The 19,070-nt window shown below is 74.4% G+C and carries 16 protein-coding genes and 1 tRNA gene; 10 read left to right on the top strand and 7 right to left on the bottom strand.

All coding sequences use genetic code 11. The features are described from left to right. Positions 1-18: 18 nt before the first annotated feature. The 3 genes from HC251_RS14955 to HC251_RS14945 form a co-directional block, all read right to left on the bottom strand. Positions 19-1,596 carry an oligosaccharide flippase family protein gene (locus HC251_RS14955; RefSeq protein WP_255566427.1) on the bottom strand — a complete coding sequence of 526 codons (1,578 nt, stop codon included), beginning with the start codon at positions 1,594-1,596 and terminating at the stop codon, positions 19-21. Beyond that, complete coding sequence (locus HC251_RS14950; RefSeq protein WP_219941400.1) at positions 1,587-5,474, bottom strand: amino acid adenylation domain-containing protein; 3,888 nt, start codon at positions 5,472-5,474, stop codon at positions 1,587-1,589. Before HC251_RS14950 ends, HC251_RS14955 begins: the two co-directional genes overlap by 10 nt. Positions 5,475-5,683: 209 nt before the next feature. Next, the gene (locus HC251_RS14945) at positions 5,684-6,766 is read right to left on the bottom strand and encodes a D-alanine--D-alanine ligase family protein (RefSeq protein WP_219941399.1); all 1,083 of its coding nucleotides are present in this window, start codon (positions 6,764-6,766) and stop codon (positions 5,684-5,686) included. A 78-nt stretch (positions 6,767-6,844) separates the two neighbouring features. On the opposite strand from HC251_RS14945, the gene murF reads away from it, so the two are divergent. Continuing rightward, positions 6,845-8,179 (top strand): UDP-N-acetylmuramoyl-tripeptide--D-alanyl-D-alanine ligase, encoded by a 1,335-nt coding sequence (gene murF / locus HC251_RS14940; protein WP_219941398.1) that lies wholly within the window; start codon positions 6,845-6,847, stop codon positions 8,177-8,179. A gap of 6 nt (positions 8,180-8,185) precedes the next feature. Here the strand turns inward: murF and HC251_RS14935 are convergent, their stop codons facing one another. After that, positions 8,186-9,508 (bottom strand): MFS transporter, encoded by a 1,323-nt coding sequence (locus tag HC251_RS14935; protein WP_219941397.1) that lies wholly within the window; start codon positions 9,506-9,508, stop codon positions 8,186-8,188. 87 nt (positions 9,509-9,595) lie between these two features. Here HC251_RS14935 and HC251_RS14930 point away from each other — a divergent pair, with 87 nt between their 5' ends. The 6 genes from HC251_RS14930 (at position 9,596) to HC251_RS14905 (ending at position 14,044) form a co-directional block, all read left to right on the top strand. After that, positions 9,596-9,763, top strand: coding sequence for a hypothetical protein (locus tag HC251_RS14930; RefSeq protein WP_219941396.1), 168 nt, complete (start codon positions 9,596-9,598; stop codon positions 9,761-9,763). 4 nt (positions 9,764-9,767) lie between these two features. Next, on the top strand, positions 9,768-10,691 hold the full coding sequence (locus HC251_RS14925) for an NAD(P)-dependent oxidoreductase (RefSeq protein WP_219941395.1): 924 nt from the start codon (positions 9,768-9,770) through the stop codon (positions 10,689-10,691). Between the two features lie 216 nt (positions 10,692-10,907). Beyond that, on the top strand, positions 10,908-12,311 hold the full coding sequence (locus HC251_RS14920) for an amidase (protein WP_219941394.1): 1,404 nt from the start codon (positions 10,908-10,910) through the stop codon (positions 12,309-12,311). A gap of 31 nt (positions 12,312-12,342) precedes the next feature. Beyond that, positions 12,343-13,011, top strand: a complete 669-nt coding sequence (locus HC251_RS14915) for a hypothetical protein (protein ID WP_219941393.1) — start codon at positions 12,343-12,345, stop codon at positions 13,009-13,011. 66 nt (positions 13,012-13,077) lie between these two features. Continuing rightward, on the top strand, positions 13,078-13,920 hold the full coding sequence (locus tag HC251_RS14910) for a thioesterase family protein (protein WP_219941392.1): 843 nt from the start codon (positions 13,078-13,080) through the stop codon (positions 13,918-13,920). 47 nt (positions 13,921-13,967) lie between these two features. Further along, positions 13,968-14,044 (top strand) — tRNA-Val (locus HC251_RS14905). A gap of 246 nt (positions 14,045-14,290) precedes the next feature. Here HC251_RS14905 and HC251_RS14900 read toward each other — a convergent pair. Continuing rightward, positions 14,291-14,452: a hypothetical protein gene (locus HC251_RS14900; protein ID WP_219941391.1), complete on the bottom strand. Its 162-nt coding sequence runs from the start codon at positions 14,450-14,452 to the stop codon at positions 14,291-14,293. Between the two features lie 637 nt (positions 14,453-15,089). Here HC251_RS14900 and HC251_RS14895 point away from each other — a divergent pair. Further along, positions 15,090-15,464, top strand: a complete 375-nt coding sequence (locus HC251_RS14895) for an ATP-binding protein (protein ID WP_219941390.1) — start codon at positions 15,090-15,092, stop codon at positions 15,462-15,464. 65 nt (positions 15,465-15,529) lie between these two features. On the opposite strand, the gene HC251_RS14890 is transcribed toward HC251_RS14895, so the two are convergent. Continuing rightward, positions 15,530-16,213 carry a hypothetical protein gene (locus tag HC251_RS14890; RefSeq protein ID WP_219941389.1) on the bottom strand — a complete coding sequence of 228 codons (684 nt, stop codon included), beginning with the start codon at positions 16,211-16,213 and terminating at the stop codon, positions 15,530-15,532. Between the two features lie 8 nt (positions 16,214-16,221). Continuing rightward, positions 16,222-16,620 carry an SgcJ/EcaC family oxidoreductase gene (locus HC251_RS14885; protein ID WP_219941388.1) on the bottom strand — a complete coding sequence of 133 codons (399 nt, stop codon included), beginning with the start codon at positions 16,618-16,620 and terminating at the stop codon, positions 16,222-16,224. A gap of 110 nt (positions 16,621-16,730) precedes the next feature. Here HC251_RS14885 and HC251_RS14880 point away from each other — a divergent pair, with 110 nt between their 5' ends. After that, positions 16,731-17,345, top strand: a complete 615-nt coding sequence (locus tag HC251_RS14880; RefSeq protein WP_219941387.1) for a TetR/AcrR family transcriptional regulator — start codon at positions 16,731-16,733, stop codon at positions 17,343-17,345. A gap of 192 nt (positions 17,346-17,537) precedes the next feature. Continuing rightward, positions 17,538-19,013 carry a diguanylate cyclase domain-containing protein gene (locus tag HC251_RS14875; protein WP_219941386.1) on the top strand — a complete coding sequence of 492 codons (1,476 nt, stop codon included), beginning with the start codon at positions 17,538-17,540 and terminating at the stop codon, positions 19,011-19,013. Positions 19,014-19,070: the final 57 nt, after the last annotated feature.

The raw sequence follows: 19,070 nt of genomic DNA, 5'->3' as shown, positions 1-19,070 counted from the left end.
GCAACCGGACGCCGGCGGTCATCGCGGCGGGCGGACGGCTCCGCCTCCCAGCAGGAGGCGGCCGACGAGCGGGAGCCGACCGACCTCGGGGAAGTGGCGCTGGATGTCGAGCCGACGACCGTTCGCCACGAGCAGGACGACGCTGGCGACGACGATGGCGCTCAGATCGACGAGGACGCCGGCCGACGTGGCCGTGGCGTAGAGCGAGAGGATGACCGTCATGGCGACGATCCCGGCGTAGGTGCCGACGTGCCTCCTCTCGAGGAGGGCGATGCCTGCAGCGCGGCGCAGGCCGGCCTGCTTGAGCGCGTTGTGGCCCACCAGGGTGCCCGTGGTCGCCACTGCGGCCCCGATGGCGCCGTGGGCGGGGATCAGTGCTGCGCAGAGGGTCACGTTGAGGACGGCGGTGGCGACGTTGATGGCCATCAGGTAGCGCAGCCGTCCCGTCACCTTCAGCATCAGACCGTTGAAGCCGAGGGAGACGTTGAGGTAGTAGCCGACGGCGAGGACCGCCAGAACGTCCGCCGACCCGCGGTACCTGCCCCCGAACATGGCGACGGTGAACGGTTCCGCGAAGACGCCGGTGAGCGCGAAGAGCGGGAACGAGACCACGGCGATCCACGCCGCCGTGGTCCAGTACAGGTCGGCGTTCGCCGCTCTGTCGCGCCGGGCGAAGGCGCGCGCGGCGACGGGGGTGAAGAGGAGGCCCGCGCTCGTCATCACCATCTGGATCGTTCGCGCCGGGCTGAGCACGGCTTGGAAGGTCGCCACGTCGCCTGCCCCCCCGTAGCGTCCGAGGAGCAGCGACGTCGTGGACTGCATCGACACGTAGACCAGGTCGGTGGTCAGCAGCGGGACGGTGAACGCGAGCAGCTCGCGGAGGGGAACCGACGGCCGGGCCCGCCGCAGGCGAGCTCCGAGACCCGAGACCCGAAGGAGACGGACGAAGGCCTGGAGGTAGAACGCCAGACCGACGAGGCCGGCGACGACGTAGCCGGCGGCGAGGGACCGCGCTCCGTGTGACCCGCCGATGACGAGCAGCACGACCGTGAGCCGGAGCGCGGGGGTCAAGACGTAGCGCCTCACGAAGATCACCCGGGGACGGGCGTACACGGCGAAGATGCCGAGCAGCACGCTGTCGAGCGCCCCGAGGGGGGCCAGGACGATCAGCACCACGAGCAGACCGGTGGCCTGGGAGTCATCGATCAGCCGACCGCTCATCCAGCCGTGCAGGCCGATCACCGCTGCGGTGGCGGCGACCCCCATGGCGACGATGGTCGCGACCTGGACGAGCAACGTCCCCAGCAGCTCGTCGTCGCGTCGTTCCTCGTCGAAGATGGCGATGAAGCGCGTCAGAGCACGGTCGAGACCGAGGGCGACGACGAGCTCGACCGCCTGGACGAGCGAGATGGCGTAGGCGAAGGAGCCGTAGTCCGCCCGGCTGAGGTGGCGCACGATCAGGACCTGGACCAGGAGGTTGGTCGCCACGGCGAGGATGCGTCCGAGGAGGAGCAGGCCAGACCCCCGGACATGGTCTCGAACCGGGTCGTTGCGCGCGGCCTCGGGTGGGCCGGCGGGCGTGGCGGTCAGGTCCACGCGACTCGATCGAGGAACCCCTGGATCACGTCCGCCAGCCTCGTGGCGTGCGGTTCGTCGAGGAGACCCTCGTGATGCGACGCCAGCACGGTCGCCGCCTCGAGGCGCGGCACGCGAGCCGTCCACTCGGCGACGATCTCGGGGTCGTCGTTCGACAGCACGAGCAGCGCCGGACCCTCGAAGACGGTGGCCGGGCGGTAGGCACGGACGAGGCGTCTGCTCGTGCGCAGCATGGCAGCAGGGCGACGAGCGACAGGGATGCGCCGGCCGACGCGAAGGCGCGCCTCGTCGAGGCCAGCCGCGGCGCGGTGACGAAGGCGCGGCACCGTTCGCAGCGATCGGTGTTCCGGCTGCCGCGGCGTGGCGCGGCGGGTGGGCGGGCCCGGTGGTGCCGAGTCGATGAGCACGACAGCAGAGGGGCGCGGCACCACCGCGGCCGCTTGGATCGCCATCTCGAGCGCGACGACGCCCCCCAGGGAGAACCCTCCCAGGAGGTAGGGACCAGTGGGCTGCACGTCCCGCACTGCGTCCAGGTACGCGGACGCCATCTCCTCCAAGCTGTCGAAGGGGAACGCTCGCCCGTCGAGCGCGGGCGACTGGAGGGCGTGGAACGGGTGGTCGCGTTCGAAGTGCCGGCTCACCGCTCGGAGGCGGAGGACGTTGCCGCCGGCGCCGTGCACGCAGAAGAACGGTCGGCCAGCGGTGGAGCCGTCGTCGCGCCCGACGGCGCCATCGCGCTGGAGGGGGACCACGGTCGTCCACGTCGGCGTCCGTCGGTCGTCGATCGCCGCGGCGAGGCGCGAGACGGTGGGGTGCTCGAGCAACGTGGAGAGAGGAAGGTCCTGGCCGAGGTGCTGGTCGATCAGCGCGAAGAGCTCGACCGCGAGCAGCGAGTGGCCGCCCAGGGCGAAGAAGTCGTCGGACAGTCGGACGTGCTCGAGGCCGAGCGTCCGCTGCCAGAGGGCGCGCAGCGCCTCCTCGGTCGGGGTCGGGTCCCGTCGGGGGCCGGCGCCCCGATCTCCCTTCGGTCGGGACCATCCCCTCGCCAGGGACGACCGGTCGACCTTGCCGGTCGTGGTCCGGGGGAGACGCTCCACGATCGTGAGGTGGGCAGGGACCATCCACCACGGCACGCACGAGCGAGCCTGCTCGAGGATCTGGTCGACGTCGGTCGGTGACGCTCCGGTGACCCAGGCCACCAGGACGCCGTCTCCCGGCCCGGGGACGATCGCGGCGACCGCTTCGTGGACCCGGCGGTGAGCGGTCAGGGCTGCTTCGACCTCCCCGAGCTCGACCCGTCGGCCTCGGAGCTTCACCTGCTGGTCGCGCCGGCCCAGGAGCTGCAACGTCCCGTCGTGGAGCCAGCGCACCCGGTCGCCGGTCCGGAACGCCCGCCCGGCCGCGACGAACGGGTCAGGGACGAACCGCTCTGCCGTCAGGTCGGGCTGGCCGAGGTACCCGGCTGCGACACCCGCGCCGCCGATGAGGAGCTCCCCGGGCATGCCGCGCGGGACGAGACGGAGGGCGTCGTCGACGACGTACGCACGGGCACCGACGATGGGTCGCCCGATCGACGCGGGGGCACGGTCATCGTCGGGTCGTTGCTCGTGGGCGGTGCACCAGACGGTGGTCTCCGTCGGCCCGTACTCGTCGTGGAGGGCGACGCGCCCGCCGAGCACCTCGTCGTGGCGTCGGACGAGATCCCTCGCGCTCGCCTCGGCACCGACGATGACGGTCGTCAACGAGGCCAACCGCTCGGCCGGGCAGTGGTCGAGGACCAGCCGCCAGTAGGTCGGGAGGCACACCATGTGCGTGGCCGACGAACGGTGGACGACCGATCCGATGCGCCGGGGATCTCGGCGTTCGGCTTCGTCCGGCATCACGAGCGTGCCCCCGGCCGACAGCGTCCACAGCACCATCCCGATCCATGCGTCGAAGACGGGCTCGTGGATGCAGACCACGCCACCGATGGGCTCGGTGTAGCGAGCCAGGTGGGCGGCGTTGCTCGCCGCCAGGTTGCCCACGGTGACGAGGACGGGCTTGGGTGCTCCGGTCGAGCCGGAGGTGAACACCACGTAGGCGGGACGGCCATCGGCGGGCGGCGCCGGGGTGGGCAGCCTCGTCGCCGCCGCGCATCCGCCTTCGAGCTCGGCCAGATCGACCGTGGTGCTGCGTCCCCATGGGGACGGGTCGAGACCTGAGGTCACGACGAGGTCGATGCCGGCGACCTGGACAGCGGCGCGACGGCGTCGGTCGGGCATCGATGGGTCGAGGGGTGCGAACGCTGCCCCTGTGGCCATGATGGCCAGGTCGGCAACCACCCAGTCCACGGGTCGGGCGGCCGACACGCCCACGACGCACCCGGGCCCGATCCCCCGCTCGGTGAGGGTGGTGGCGACGGCACCCGCACGGACTGCGAGCTCGGAGTAGGAGATGATCGCTCCACCGACGCTGATGGCGGGAGCGTCCGGTGCGTCGTCGGCACGATCCCCGATCACGGCCACCACGGGTCGCACCGTGTCGGCGAGGGACGGTCCGCGCCCGAGCCTCAGCAGCTCGGCGCGCTCGTCGTCCCCGACCGCAGCCAGACGTCTCGTGGGACGACCCGGATCGCTGATGGCATCGACGAGGACGTCCCGAACCTGGTGGACGAGCATGCGCCCGGTCGTGGGGTGGAAGATCGCGCTGTCGGCGTCGACCCGCAGGAGGAGCCCACCGGTCGGGGTGGCATCGGCCCCCAGACCGAGCTCCAGGAGCGCGACGTCGAGGTCCAGGGGCATCCCGGTCACCATGAGCGGACCGGCGGAACCGTGCGGTGGGGAGGTGCCCCAGTACGAGTAGTCCACCTGGAAGCACGGGTTCCGGCTGCCATCGCGTTCGATGCCGAGCCGGTCGACCAGGACGTCGAAGGGCAGTGCGGCTCCGTCCAGCGCGCTCCCCACGGCGCGGCGACACCGGTCCAGCAGGTCGCGGAAGGACGGGTCACCCGCCAGGTGGAGTCGGACCGGCACCGTGTTCATCGAGCACCCGACGGGGGACGCCCGATCGTCACTGTCGGATGCGGCGACGTGGGTGCCGACGATGATGTCCTCGTCGCCCGAGAAGCGGTGCACCGCGACGGCCCAGGCTGCGAGCACCGCCACGAACCGCGTCGTCCCGGCCGTCCGGGCGAGCGCCCCGAGGGCATCGAAGGTCTGACGATCCACGGTCGCTCGCGCCGACCTGCCGATGTGGGGCGAGCGGGCCGGACGCCATCGATCGGTGGGGAGGTCCAGGGAGATCGGGGCCCCGGCGAGCCGAGCGGCCCACCCGTCGACGAGATCGGGAGGAGGGCGCACGGAACGGTGTCCGATGGGCATCGTCGCCCCGGTCGGCGGGTCCGCCGGAGGCGCCTCCCGCTCGCTGCGCACCTGCGGGCAGAGGATGTCGATCAGCTCGCGGGCGAGTCGGTCGGAGGCCCGTCGGTCGGCGATGGTGTGGTGGCAGAGCAGCAGAAGGTGGTGCTCGACGTCGCTGACCCGCACGAGGAGGCATCGCGCCAACGGGCCCACCTCGAGGTCGAAGCGACGGCGGGCCTCGGCCACGGCCATCCGGCGCAGCCGTTCCTCGCGATGTCCTGCGCCTCTGACGAGCGGCATCACCGCGAGCGGGATGACCACGGCGGGGTCGGTGACGAACCGAACACGTCCGTCCCGCGTGGGGAACCGCGATCGCAGCGCGTCGTGGCGGCGCACGATCTCGTCGAGGGCCTGTCGCACGACGCTCGGGTCGAGCGGGCCCCTGATCCGCAGCGAGCACTGGACGTGCAGCCCGGGGCCCGGATCGAGACGTTCGAGCAGCCACATGCGGCGCACGGCCGGAGGGAGCTCGGCGAGCATGTCCGCCGCACCGTGCCCGCGGTCCCTCACCTCGTTCGGGGCACCGTCGGGTGGGCCGGCGCCCTCCGGTGCCACGCTCGCCGTCGGGTGTCCTCGCACCATCGGACCGCCCTCCCGGGTTCGACGTCGGGCACGGTCCCACGCGACGCCGTGCTCCGACACCGCTGCCGGGGTGAGGGCACCTCACCTGCCGCGGCCCCGGGCGGTCGTCAGTCCTGGGGGCGACCGAGGGTCGAGCGGTGGGCGGCCCGCTCGACGCCGAGGCGGACCATCTCGTCGATGAGCTCGGCGTAGGGGACGCCGCTGGCGGCCCACAGCATCGGGAACATCGACTTCGGGGTGAACCCGGGGATGGTGTTGACCTCGTTGAGGAGGAGGCCCCGACCGCCCGCCTCGTAGAAGAGGTCGACGCGGGCGTAGCCGTCGCAGCGCAGGACCCGGTAGGCGTCGAGGGCGAGGGCCTGGGCCGCCTCGACCACGTCGGCGGGCAGGTCGGCGGGCACGTCGAGCCGGGCCCCGCCGTCGGAGTACTTGTCCTCGTAGTCGTAGAACTCGTGGTTGGGGACGATCTCGCCCGGGACCGACACCCGCGGCTCGGCGTTGCCCAGGACGCCGAGCTCGATCTCCCGGCCGACGACCGCCTCCTCGACGACGACCCACTCGTCGTAGCGGAGGGCGTCGGCGACGGCGGCCGCCAGGGCCTCCCGGTCGGCGGCCCGGGCGACGCCCACCGAGGACCCCATGTTCGCCGGCTTCACGAACACGGGCAGGCCCAGCTCCTCGACGACCTGGTCGAGGAAGGCCTCGCCGGCGTGGACGTCCCGGCAGGCCAGGTGGCGGGCCTGCGGGAGCCCGGCCGCGCCGGCCAGGGCCTTGGCCGCGACCTTGTCCATGCACACCGCCGACCCCAGCACCCCGGTGCCGACGTAGGGCACCCCTGCCAGCTCGAGCAGCCCCTGCACCGTGCCGTCCTCGCCCAGCGGGCCGTGGATCAGCGGGAGGACGACGACCTGCTGGCCGGGCGTGGCCGGGGCGACCGCGGGCAGCGGCTCGAGCTCGCTCCCGGCGACGGGCACGGTGGCGCCGATCTCGCCCGCCCGGCCCCCGTCGAGGAGGGCCTTGGCGTCATCGGCCAGCAGCCAGCGGCCGTCGCCGTCGATGCCGATGGGCACGACGTCGTAGCGCTCCAGGTCGACGGCGCCCAGCACGCTGGCCGCCGACGTGCACGAGACGTCCCGCTCGGCCGACACCCCGCCGAAGAGGATGACGAGGCGGGGGCGGGCGTCCGGCATGGCTGGCGAGCCTAGGGGCGCGCACCGGGCGCCAGGGTTGCCCCGCCCGGTGAGGCCCACCCGATACGGTCGCCGCCCGTGCGGCTCACCCTCACCGACCTGGCCACCGCCACCGGCGGCTCCGTGGCGGGCGACGCCGCGACCGTGGTGGACGGTCTCGGCATCGACTCCCGGGCCCTTCCGCCCGGCGCCGGCTTCGTCGCCCTGGTCGCCGAGCGCGACGGGCACGACTTCGTCGCCGGGGCGGTCGCCGCGGGAGCGGTGGCGGTGGTCGCCTCCCGACCGGTGGGCGATGTGGGCGTCCCCGTCCTGCTGGTGCCCGACACCGCCGCTGCCCTCCTCGCCATCGGCCGCCTGGCCCGCAGCCGCCTGCCCGATCGGGTCGTGGGCATCACCGGGTCGGTCGGCAAGACCTCGACCAAGGACATGCTCGCCAGCCTGCTGGCCGCCCGGTGGACGACGGCGGCCAGCGCCCGCTCGTTCAACAACGAGATCGGCGTGCCCCTGACGCTCGTGGCCGCGCCGGCCGACACCGGTGCCGCCGTCATCGAGATGGGCGCCCGGGGCCCGGGCCACATCGCTCTGCTGTGCACGATCGCCCGCCCGACAGCGGCGATCGTCACCGCCGTCGCCGACGCCCACCTCGAGATGTTCGGGTCGATCGACGAGGTGGCCCGGGCCAAGGGCGAGCTGGTCGAGGCCCTGCCGTCCGACGGCGTCGCCGTCTTGAACGCCGACGACCCTCGCGTCGCGGCGATGGCCGGGCGGACCTCGGCGTCGGTCCTGACCTACGGGGTGGGGAAGGGGTCGACGGCCGACGTGGTCGCCACCGACGTGGAGCTCGACGACCTGCTCCGTCCCCGGCTGGTGCTGCGCTCGCCGTGGGGCGTGATCCCCGTCCGGCTCCGGGTCCACGGCGCCCACCAGGCGGCCAACGCCGTCGCCGCCGCAGCCTGCGCCCTGGCCCTCGGCGTCGACCTCGACGACGTGGTCGAGGCCCTCGGGGCCGCCGCCATCTCCGGGATGCGCATGCAGGTCGATCGGGCGCCGTCGGGCCTGGTCGTGGTGAACGACGCCTACAACGCCAACCCGACCTCGACCCGGGCCGCCCTCGACGCCCTGGCCGCCCTGCCGGTCACCGGGCGCAAGGTGGCGGTGCTGGGGCTGATGGCCGAGCTGGGGCCCGACGCCGACGAGCTCCACCGGGGCGTCGCCGCCGCCGCCGCCGACCGGGGCATCGAGGTGGTGAGCGTGGCCGCGCCCGCCTACGGGGCGGCGACCGCGGTCGACGACCCGGCCGACGCGGTGGGGTGCCTCCGGGGGCTGGCCGCCGGAGATGCCGTGCTGATCAAGGGGAGCCGGGTCGCCGGCCTGGAGGCGGTGGCCGAGTCCCTCCTCGCCGCCGAGGCCTGAGGCGCGTCAGGCGGCCTCGGCCGTGGCCGCCACGTCCGCCGGCGAGCGGCGGAGGTCGAACACCGCGGCCAGGGTGGCGGCGACGGCGGCGCCGACGAGCACCATGGTGGTGATCGACGTGCGCTCGGCGATCCACCCGCCGGCCAGGCCGCCGAAGGGCACGGTGCCGCCGAAGCCCATGATCCACAGGGCCATGACCTTGCCCCGCACCCCGTCGTCGAGGTGCTCCTGGAGCACCGTCGACAGCGACGTGATGACGGTGAAGTAGGCGGCGCCCACGGCGAAGATGACCGGGTAGGCGGGCGGCGCGGCCCGCAGCAGTGAGAACCCGGCGAGCAGCACGGCGAAGACGACCAGCCCGATGCGGGTGAGGCGGGCCTTGTCGCGCCCGGCGAAGAGGGTCCCGACCGACAGGGCGCCGCTCACCGCGCCGAGGCCGAAGGCGGCGTAGAGCAGCCCGTAGGCCTCGGACTTGGCCGCCAGGCCCAGGTTCTCGTCGGCGAGGGTCGGCATCTGGGTGATGAACGGCAGGGCCAGCAGCGAGAAGATGAAGATCACCAGGATCACCTGGCCGACCTCGCGGTGGGCCCGGGCGTAACGGATGCCCTCGAGCAGCCGGTGCAGGCCCTGGGTCCCGGTCGACGGGGGCTCCGGGAGCGGGACCCGCGTCAGGGCCACGATCACCGCGGCGTAGCTGATCCCGTTGAGCAGGAACACGAACGAGGCGCCGGCGTTGGCGAAGATGAGGCTGCCGATGGCGGGACCGACGACGCGGGACGCGTTCATCTGGACCGAGTTGAGCGAGATGGCCCCGGCCAGGTCGCGGCGGGGGACGAGGATCGGGATGACGGCGCTGAAGGTGGGGGCGTAGAGCGCGTTGGCGCAGCCGATGGCCAGCACCACGGCGACGAGCAGGACCCGGTTGGGGGAGACGTCGAGGGCGACGGCGGCCAGCGCCAGGGAGAGGAGCCCCTGGGTGACGGACAGCGTCACCAGGAGCCGCTTGCGGTCGACGGCGTCGGCCAGGGCCCCGCCGACCAGCGACAGCAGCAGCAGCGGGCCCAGCTGGGCGGCGGTGACGATGCCGACGAACACGCCGGACCCGGTGAGGTCGTAGGCCAGGGCGCCCAGGACCACGTTCTGCATCCAGGTGCCGATGTTGGAGGCGAAGGCGCCCAGGTAGATCGTCCGGAAGGGGGCGTGCGACCACGCCGACCGCGCCGTGCCCGGGGCGAAGGCCCGGTCGCCCTCGAGGAGGACGTCCTCGACCTCCTCCATGTCCCCGAAGCCGCCGTGGGGGTCGGCGGGCTCGGGGGGGCGGATCGACATCGAGGTCGAGGCTACGGCCGGATCGGCGCGACTGACCAACGGGTCAAGTCCCCGTCGGGCGTAGGCCCGGCCCGTAGCGTGGGACGGATGTCGTCCTCCGCGAGCAGCACCGCCCCCTCGGCCCCTCCGGCCCCGGCCACGTGCGACCTGTCGACGCAGTGCGGCCACTGCGGCGGGCCCATGGCGCCCGAGCACGCCCACTACCGCTGCACGGTCTGCTTCCAGCGCGACTCCTGCTGCGACGGCCCCTACTGAGCCGGTGACGGCGCCGGATCGGGCCGCCATCCACCTCGGACCCTCCGGGGCGCCGGGCTGGCTGGCCGAGGCGGTCGAGTCCGGCGGCGGCCGCCTCGTCGACCCCGACGAGGCCGACGCCGTGGTGTGGGCCTCGCCCCGCCACCCCGAGGCGCTGGGCCGCCTGCTCGCCGACCAGCCCCACCTGCGGTGGGTCCAGCTGCCCTTCGCCGGGATCGAGACCTACCTGGACGTCCTCGACGACGACCGGGTCTGGACGTGCGGCAAGGGGGTCTACGCCACGCCCGTGGCCGAGATGGCCCTCGCCCTGCTGCTCGGCGGACTCCGCCACGTGGGGGCCTACGCCCAGGCGGCGACCTGGACGAGGCCGGCGGGCCGCAACCTCGTCGGTGCCCGGGTGACGATCCTCGGCGGGGGTGGCATCACCCGGGAGCTGCTGCGCCTCCTCGGCCCGTTCGAGGTCGAGGCGACGGTCGTGCGCCGCGACCCCGAGCCGCTCCCCGGCGCCCACCGCACCGTGGGCCCCGACGCCCTCGCCGCCGCCCTCGACGGCGCCGACGGCGTGGTGCTGGCCCTGGCCCTCACGTCCGAGACGCGCCGGATCATCGACGCCGCCGCCCTCGCCCGCCTGCCCGACCACGCCTGCCTGGTGAACGTCGCCCGCGGCGGCCACGTCGTCACCGACGACCTGGTGGCCGCGCTCGCCGCCGGGACCCTGGGCAGCGCCGGGCTCGACGTCACCGACCCCGAGCCCCTCCCCGACGGCCACCCGCTGTGGGCCGAGCCCCGGTGCACCATCACGCCCCACGTGGGGAACACGCCGGAGATGGCGGTCCCGCTGCTGTCGGCCCGGGTGCGCGCCAACGTGGCCCGGTGGATCGCGGGGGAGGAGCTGCTCGGCCCCGTCGACGTCGCCCGGGGCTACTGAGCAGCGGCCCATCGGCGTCGACCCGTCGGACGTCGAATCGCCAGCGAATCGCCGTCCGACGCATCGGCGCAGGTCACGGTGGTCGTCGGCGGCGGCGCCCTGGCCGGGACCATCACGGTGCGACCATCTCGGCCACGGTGTCGACGCAGTCGCGGCGTCACCGTGCGCGGCGGGCTCGCCTGAACAGGACCCGACGGCGGTCGTAGGGTCGACCCCATGGACTTCCGCGAGCACACCGTCGAGGAGCTGGCCGCCCGGGTCCGGGCCCGCGAGGTCAGCGCCCGCGAGCTCACCGGCGCAGCCCTCGACCGCATCGCCGCCCTCGACGGGGCGATCCACGCCTTCCGGTCCGTCGACCCCGACCCGGCCCTCGCCGACGCCGAGCTCATCGACTCCCGGATCGCCGACGGCGAAGACGTCGGGCCCCTCGCCGGGATCCCCATCGGGGTGAAGGACCTCGAGGACGCCCTCGGCTTCGTGACGACCCACGGCTCGGTCCTCAGCCGTGACGACGCCCCCGCCATGGGTGACTCGATCTTCGTGGCCCGCCTCCGCGCCGCGGGGTGCGTGATCGTGGGCAAGACCAACACCCCCGAGATGGGCTGCAAGGGCGACACGACCAACGGCCTCGGCCCGCCGACGGTGAACCCCTGGCACCGCGGTCGGTCGGCGGGAGGGTCGTCCGGCGGGAGCGCGGCGGCGGTCGCCTCGGGCATGGTCCCCCTCGCCACCGGCAGCGACGGTGGGGGCTCGATCCGCATCCCCGCCGCCATCTGCGGGCTGACCGGCTTCAAGCCGTCGCTGGGGCGGGTCCCCGTCGGCGGGCCGTCGCCGCCGTCGTGGGCGGACCTGTCGGCCAAGGGGCCCATGACGCGGCGGGCGAGCGACGCCGCCGCCGTGCTCGACGCCGTCGTCGGGCCGGACCCCAGCGACCTGCGCAGCCTGCCCCGCCCCCGCGCCGCGTGGCGCCCGCAGCTCGACGAGCCCCACCCGCCGCTGAGGGTCGCCTGGTCGCCGACGCTGGGCTACGCCCCGGTCGACGCCGAGGTGGCCGCGGTGTGCGCCGCGGCCGTCGAGCGGCTGTCGGGCACCGGCTGCGAGGTCGTCGAGGTGCCGTCGGTCTTCCCCGAGGACCCGGTCGGCGACTGGCTGGTGCTGACGTCGGTCTCGCACCTCCGCACCTTCGGCGACCTGCGGGGCACCCCGGAGTGGGAGCTGCTCGACCGGTCGGTCCGGTACGGCATCGAGCTGGCCGCCGACCGCACCACCGCGCTCGACGTGGTGGTCGCCCAGGACACCTGCCACCAGCTGAACCAGACGCTGACCACCCTCCTCCACGACGTGTCGTTCCTGCTCACCCCGACGGTCGCCGCGCTCGTCCCCGAGCCCGACGGCATGGGCACCATCGACGGCGTCCACGACCCCAACTGGGTCCGCTTCACCTACCCGTTCAACCTGACCCGGTCGCCCGCCGGCACCGTGCCCATCGGGCGGACGGCCGACGGGGTGCCGGTCGGGCTCCAGGTGATCGGGCCGCAGCACGCCGATGCCGCCGTGCTCCGGGTGCTGGCGTACCTGGAGGGAGCCATCGGCGTCGACGACGTCGCGCCCGTCGGCTGAGCCCCCGCCCGCCGGGGGGTACCCTGGCGTCGTGACGGCACCGCCGCATGCACCCTGGGCCCTGCGGGGCGAGGCACTGGTGGCGCTGAGCGCCAAGCGCCCCGCGCTCGAGCTGCCCGACGGCATCGTCCGCGCCCCCGGCCCGACCGCGGTGGCCGCCGTCCGCTACACCGACTCGCCCGTCGGGCCCTTCCTCCAGCTGATGGTCCTCGTCCCGGCCCGGCTCGGGGCCCACATGGGGTGGAGCGTCGTGCTGGCCGTCGTCGACAAGCCCGACGCCGTGGTCGGGTTCAACCTGAGCTGGGGCATCCCGGCCGCGCACGGCGAGCTGCGGTGGTTCGCCCGCGACGGCGTGCGCCAGCTGCTGTGGGAGGACCGGGATCTGTCGGTCAAGGCCCGGGGTCGGGGCTTCGGCGTCCCCATGGTCGTGCCCCACCGCCTGGTCCAGAACCGGGCCGACGGCCCCGTCGTCGTGCCCGACCGCCACTGGGGGCTGTTCCGCCCGGCGCGGGTGACCATCGAGGCCAGCCCCCGCGACGCCCTCGACTGCCTGCGGGGCAAGCACCTCGGCGCCACCGTCGACGGGGTGCACCGCACCATCGCCCCGGCCCGGACACCGGTCGGCCTCCTGGCCCCGCTGCGGGCCCCGGCCGGCGCCGAGACGATGCTCCGGCGCGACCCGCCCGTCCCGTCGTCGTAGCCGTCTCGTCCCCGGCCCGGGGGTGCAGGTAGGTTCAGTCGTGCAACCGACTGGAGGCCCCGCCGCATGCCCGACGACACCACCGACGACGTCCCCTGGCTGTTCGACGACGCCACCACCGTCCGCCCCGGCGCGGTCGAGGGCGACTGGGACGTCGACCTGCGGGACGAGTTCACCATCGTCAACGGTCACCCGAACGGTGGCTACCTCCTCGCCCTCCTCGGTCGGGCCGCCGTCGCCGCCGTCGGCCAGGAGGACCGCCATGTCGTCGGGGCGACGGCGACCTACGTCAGCCCGCCGACCACCGGTCCCGCCGTCGTGCGGACCGAGGTCCTCCGCCGGGGGCGCACCGCCTCGCAGGTCCGGGCCGCCCTCGTGCAGGACGACAAGGTCACCGTCGACGTCGTCATGACCGTCGCCGCCCTCTCCGCCGACCCCCCGGCGTGGGGCGAGATCGCCCCGGTCGAGATGCCCGACGAGGCGACCTGCCGGGCCGACAGCCGCACCGGCCGCTCGGCCATCGTGGGCCTGCCCGAGCCGCCGCTGGCCAAGGTGATGCGGGTGTCGTTCGACCCCGAGGTCCTGTCGTTCCTGTCGGGCGAGCCCAGCGGCCGGGGCGAGCTGCGGGCCTGGCTGTCGCTGGCCGACGGTCGCCCGTGGGACCCGCTGGCCCTGCTGTTCGCCGTCGACGCCCTCCCGCCGGCGACCTTCGAGGTGGCGATGACCGGGTGGGTCCCGACCCTCAGCCTCACGGCCTACGTCAGGGCCCTCCCCGCTCCCGGGCCGCTGCGGATCCGCTTCCGGGCCAACGTGATCGCCGGCGGCTTCGTCGACGAGACCGCCGACGTGTGGGACGCCACCGGCCGCCTCGTCGCCCAGTCCACCCAGCTGGCCGCCATCCGCCTCTGATCCCAGGTGGGGTCGTACCGGGGGCGCGCGCTAACGTCGCCGCTCCGGGGCGCATAGCTCAGCTGGCTAGAGCGCTGCCTTCACACGGCAGAGGTCAGGGGTTCGAGTCCCTTTGCGCCCACCACTACAGACCTGGTCAGAGCCCGTGAGCGGCTCGCCCAAGGGGCGGCGACCGCGAGGGTCACTCCTGGCGTGCGCCGAACGCTCGCAGCATCCGGCAGGCCCAGAAGGACGTAGGGGCCCGCCGGCCACACGCCGTCGGGGTTCGCCGGCCGGGCCGGCGGATCGGGTCCGCGCCCACCGGGAAGGTCGTGCGCGCGGACCCGGTTGAGGTGCGCACGGCGTCAGGCGGGGAACACCCCGGCCGTGATCAGCCGGTCGCCGTGCGAAGCTGACCCCGACCCACGGCCCCGGCACACAGCGGGCACTGGTGTCGGAAGGCGACCGATTGCACGATGTCGTCCGGGCTCTCTCCCGCTTCCGCACGCCGCAGCAGGTAGAGCAAGTGGGCCAGCCAGTCCTGGTCGTCCACGCGTCGATCCCCCTTGACCGAGTCGAGTCCCATCCTCCGCCTGTCCATGGGTGCGTCGGCCCCCCGAACGGGGGAGGTACCCTCATCCCCAGGAGAGGCCCAGGCACGTGCGCACCACATCGACCGGTGACCAGCAGCCGCGGAAGAGGGCCGCGGCGCTGGCGGTCGTCGTCGCCGTGGTCGGCCTCTGGGGCGCGGCGTCCGTCATCCGCGCCCCGGCGCTCGTCCACACCTGGCGCGATGATCCGAAGGCGAGGTGCGCCGAGGAAGCGCCGGAACGCAAGGCTGAGCTGCGCAGTGTCCGGTGGACCTGGTTCCCGGCCGGTTGGGAGTGCCAGTACGCCACCGGCGGTGGAGCCCCCGTCCGAGTCCCGTAGGGGCGGGCGCCCGGGCTCCGACGGCGCCGGAGGCTCCCCCGAGAGGGGGGCGCGTGGTTCGCGTGGGACGCAGTGCGAAAGGCACCAGGGAGATGGTCGACGGGCAGCGGCCGAGGCCATCGCTCCTGGAGCGGTCTCCTGTCGGGTTGGCGACAGGGGGCCGCTCCAGCCCCAGCAGCGGAGCATGCGCCAGGCGGGTGTGTTTGCCTCTTCTGCGCCCGGACCAGTGACTAGTCACCTGTCGACGAAGGGGACCCGTTGTGCCTAGTCTCACGCTCGCTCCCCGGCTCGACAACATCGCCGTCGCTCGCCAGTTCGTGATGGACGCGGCCCGGCCCGGCGTCGGGGACCCCGATGCCGTGGGGGTCATGGCCAGCGAGCTCGTCACCAACGTGTTCGTCCACGCCCGCACACCGGTGACCCTGACCGTGCGCCTCGGGCCTCCGGTGCGGGTCGAGGTCGCCGACGGCGCCACCGCCTCCTCGACGTTCCGCCGGTTCCTCGAGCACGCCCCGCCGACGGCCGAGCCCACGGCCCTCGGCGGACGGGGTCTCGGGATCGTGCACGCCCTGGCGACCCGCGTGGGGCTCGACATCGATCCCGCAGGCGGCAAGGTCGTCTGGTTCGAGGTGTAGGACCCACCACCGCCGGATCGTCCCCCGAGACGGCGACGCCCGGCGTTGTCCCGGCCCGACGGCCCTCAGACGAGGGCCATCGGCTCGGCGGGCGCCGCGACCTCGGCGGGATCGCTCTCGTCGGGGCGCACGCCCCCGGCGGCGGTCGCCGGGCGAGCCAGGCCGAGGCGCAGGGCCGTCCCGACGAGCCAGACGGCGACGAGGTTCTGCCCGGCGAACAGCGGGGCGAAGGCCACGTCGTCGGTGAGGAGGATGGCGGGCCCGGCCATGGCGTAGGCGACGCCGCCGACGACCGCCGGCACGGCGAGCAGGCGGGCCGGCCAGGTGCGGGCGGAGCGGGCGATGGCGACGGCCAGCGTGGCCGCCCCCAGCCCGACCAGCGGCGAGGCGAAGGCGCCCAGCAGCAGGTGGGTGTCGAGGATCGGGGTCGCCCCTCCGTGCTCGAGGTGCTCGAGGTCGCGGTCGGCGAGGACGTGCGGCACCAGCTCGATCGACGCCAGGCCCCACGCCACCGCAGTGCCGGTCAGCCACGGCCGCACCTCGGCGGGGACGAGACCGACGCGGCGGGCGAGGAGCAGGCCGCCGACCGCGGTCAGCAGCCCCACGAGGATGAGCAGGTGGGAGACCGTCCACGTCGAGGACGCGAAGTAGTTGGCGAGCGTCTCGTCGACGCTGTCCTGGAGGTCACGGGGGTGGAGCTCGCCCCCGACGAACATGACGACGCCGCCGAGACCCAGGGCGAGCGCCACGGCCCCGCTCATCGGGCACCGACCAGGGTGGTCTGGGAGGCGCTGATGCGCCAGCCGTCGGCCCCGCCGACGAGCACCGAGGTGACCAGCGCCTGGCGCACGCCGGCGAGGGGCCCGGCCGGGACGTCGAGGGTGTTGCGGGAGACGGCGGCGATGACCCCGTCGGCGACGGGGACGGCCTCGACGAGGTGCATGCGGTTGGTGCTGCCGGCGTAGATCGTCGAGAAGATGTGGTCGTGGCCGGCGGCGATGGCGGCGGGCCCGGTGGCGAGGAGACCGTCGACGTTCACGAACGTCGCGTCCTCGGTGTACTGGCGGCCGTAGGCGTCGCCGTCGGCGCTGTTCCAGGCGTGCTCGAGGCGGGCGAGCACCCGGCACGCGGTGGTGGTGGCGGTGATGGTGGTCATGGTGTCCCTTCGTCTGTACGATGTTCAAGTGACTTGGCGCAGTGTAAGGTCATTGGAACATCTGTCAAGTGGTTGACTGGAACAAACCTCAAGTGAAGGGACCCCCGCCCGTGGCCGACCGACCCCTGGGCCGCCGCGCCCGGCAGGCGCAGCAGACCCACGACGAGATCCTCCAGGCCGCCCGCCGTCTCTTCGCCGAGACGGGCTACGCCCGCACCACCGTCCGCCAGATCGCCGCCGCCGCCGGCGTGTCGACCCAGACGGTCTACGACAGCGTCGGGTCGAAGCAGGCGCTGGTCGAGCAGCTCAACGACCTGATCGACGAGGAGGCCGAGGTCCTGGCCGTGGCCGGTGAGGCCATGGCATCGGGCGACCCCGCCGTCCTCGCCGCCCTCCCGGCGCGGGTCACCCGCGCCATCCTCGAGACCTGCGGCGACATCGTCCACGCCGTCTGGTCCGGCGCCGCAGCCGAGCCCGACCTGGCCGCGGTGCAGGCCGAGGGCCACCGGCGCCACCTCGGCGGCGCCCGGCGGGTGGCCGTGGCGCTCGACGACCTGGGGGCCCTGCGCCCCGGCACCGACGTCGAGGCCGCCGGCGAGACCCTCGCGGTCCTGTCCGACATCAGCCTCGCCGTCCTCCTGCGCGACTCCTACGGGTGGTCGCACGAGCGGATCGAGGCCTGGGTCGTCGCGACCACCACCGAGCTCGTCCTGACCGGTCTCTGACACCGCCGAGGGACGGCACGGGGTTCCCCCGATTCGGGTGGGCAGGCGACGGGAGGATGATCACGTCGGCGGGAGCCGGTGACGGGGGAGCGGCGGGGGGGACCGGGTGGGGTGCGGGGGCGCCCCACCCGGCCGCGCCGGCGGGACGGGACGGTGCCTGCCAAGTGCGGCGCAGGGCTCACGGGGGCCACCATGGAGCCGATGGAGGGCGATGGTCCGACGGGGAGAGCATCGCCCAGCCCCACCGCGGTGATGGGCGCGGACCGCACCCCGACGTGGCTGGCGTCGATCGTCGAGCAGGGGCGTGACGCCGTCGCCGCCTTCGGGCCCGACGGGATCCTGGTGTACGCCAACCCGGCGGCGATCGACCTGCTGCGACTGCGGCCCGACGAGGTGGTCGGCACCAACGCCTTCGACCTCGTCCACCCCGACGACCTCGAACGGGCGCTGGCCAACATCGGCGGCATGGCGCAGGGGGCCCGTCCGCTGCCCGGCCTGATCCGCCTCCGACGGGGCGACGGCGAGTGGGTGGTCTACGAGCTCACCCCGTCGGTGATCGATCCCGAACCCGACCGCGCCGAGCCCCGTCCCGGGCCGCTCACCGCGGTCACGATCCGCGACACCGCCCAGCAGGACGCCCAGTGGCGCTTCCTCACCGTCTTGTCCAGCGGGGCCGACGTCCGGCAGTGCTTCACCGTCCTGGCCGGCGGGCTGAGCACGCCGACGGACGGCCCGCTGGCCATCGCCTACGACGGTCCCGGCGGCGTCCGCCTCACCGCCGGCCCCCTCCCGCCCGACCTGGTCGGGGTGGCCGAGGGGGAGGTCGACCGCACCGTCGGCACCCCGTGGGCCACCGCCCTGAGCACCGGCCAACCCGTCGCCGTGGCGGCGGACGACCTGCCGGCGCCGTGGGCCGAGCGGGCCGCCGAGATCGGGGCCGAGGCGTGCGTGGCCGTGCCCGTGCCCGACCCCTCGGGTGCCCGCCCGGCGCTCATCGTCCAGTGGCCGGCTCGCCGGGCCATGGCCGACATCCTGGTCGAGTCGCTGGCCCGCCGTCCCCGTCAGGCCGTCATCTTGGCCCTCGACCGGCGCGACGCCCAGCGTCGGCTCGAGCACCTGGCCCACCACGACGCCCTCACCGGGCTCCTGAACCGGGCCCGCTTCTTCGCCCGTCTCACCGAGCTGGCCTCGGCGGGCCGGGCCTACGGCGTGCTCTACGTCGACCTCGACCGCTTCAAGCCGGTGAACGACCGGCTGGGCCACGTCGTCGGCGACCACACCCTCGTCGTCTGCGCCCGCCGCCTCGAGCGGGCCGTGGGGCCGGGCGACCTGGTGGCCCGCCTGGGGGGCGACGAGTTCGCCATCGCCTGCCCCGACGTTGGCCAGGACGTGCTCGAGGCCCGCGCCGCCCGGATCGTCGACACCCTGGGCCAGCCCTTCCGCATCGGCGACGACCTGGTCGACGTCGGGGCCAGCGTGGGCGTGGCCCGCACCGAGGTCGGCGATCCGCCCGACGCCGTGGTCGCCGCGGCCGACGGCGCCCTCTACGAGGCCAAGCGGGCCGGCCGCTCGACCTGGCGCCGGGCGGTCGCGGTCGGCCCCGCCGGGTCCCGGGCCGACGTCGAGGCCGTCCGCTGGTCGGGCTCGGGACCTCGCCCCTTCCGCTGAGGACCCCTGCCGCCGATCTCGGTGGCAGATGGGGGACGGACGTCCGACGCTTCCCAC

It is taken from the genome of Iamia sp. SCSIO 61187 (assembly GCF_019443745.1).
GTDB lineage: Bacteria > Actinomycetota > Acidimicrobiia > Acidimicrobiales > Iamiaceae > Iamia.
Note: the sequence above shows the minus strand (reverse complement) of the source record. Positions and strands in the feature narration are given on the sequence as shown.

Excerpts from the sequence above, each read along its gene's own strand:
- HC251_RS14950 (WP_219941400.1), bottom strand. The coding sequence starts at position 5,474 with ATGCTCGCCGAGCTCCCTCCGGCCGTGCGCCGCATGTGGCTGCTCGAA.
- HC251_RS14945 (WP_219941399.1), bottom strand. The coding sequence starts at position 6,766 with ATGCCGGACGCCCGCCCCCGCCTCGTCATCCTCTTCGGCGGGGTGTCG.
- HC251_RS14935 (WP_219941397.1), bottom strand. The coding sequence starts at position 9,508 with ATGTCGATCCGCCCCCCCGAGCCCGCCGACCCCCACGGCGGCTTCGGG.
- HC251_RS14930 (WP_219941396.1), top strand. The coding sequence starts at position 9,596 with ATGTCGTCCTCCGCGAGCAGCACCGCCCCCTCGGCCCCTCCGGCCCCG.
- HC251_RS14920 (WP_219941394.1), top strand. The coding sequence starts at position 10,908 with ATGGACTTCCGCGAGCACACCGTCGAGGAGCTGGCCGCCCGGGTCCGG.
- HC251_RS14910 (WP_219941392.1), top strand. The coding sequence starts at position 13,078 with ATGCCCGACGACACCACCGACGACGTCCCCTGGCTGTTCGACGACGCC.
- HC251_RS14885 (WP_219941388.1), bottom strand. The coding sequence starts at position 16,620 with ATGACCACCATCACCGCCACCACCACCGCGTGCCGGGTGCTCGCCCGC.
- HC251_RS14875 (WP_219941386.1), top strand. The coding sequence starts at position 17,538 with ATGGAGCCGATGGAGGGCGATGGTCCGACGGGGAGAGCATCGCCCAGC.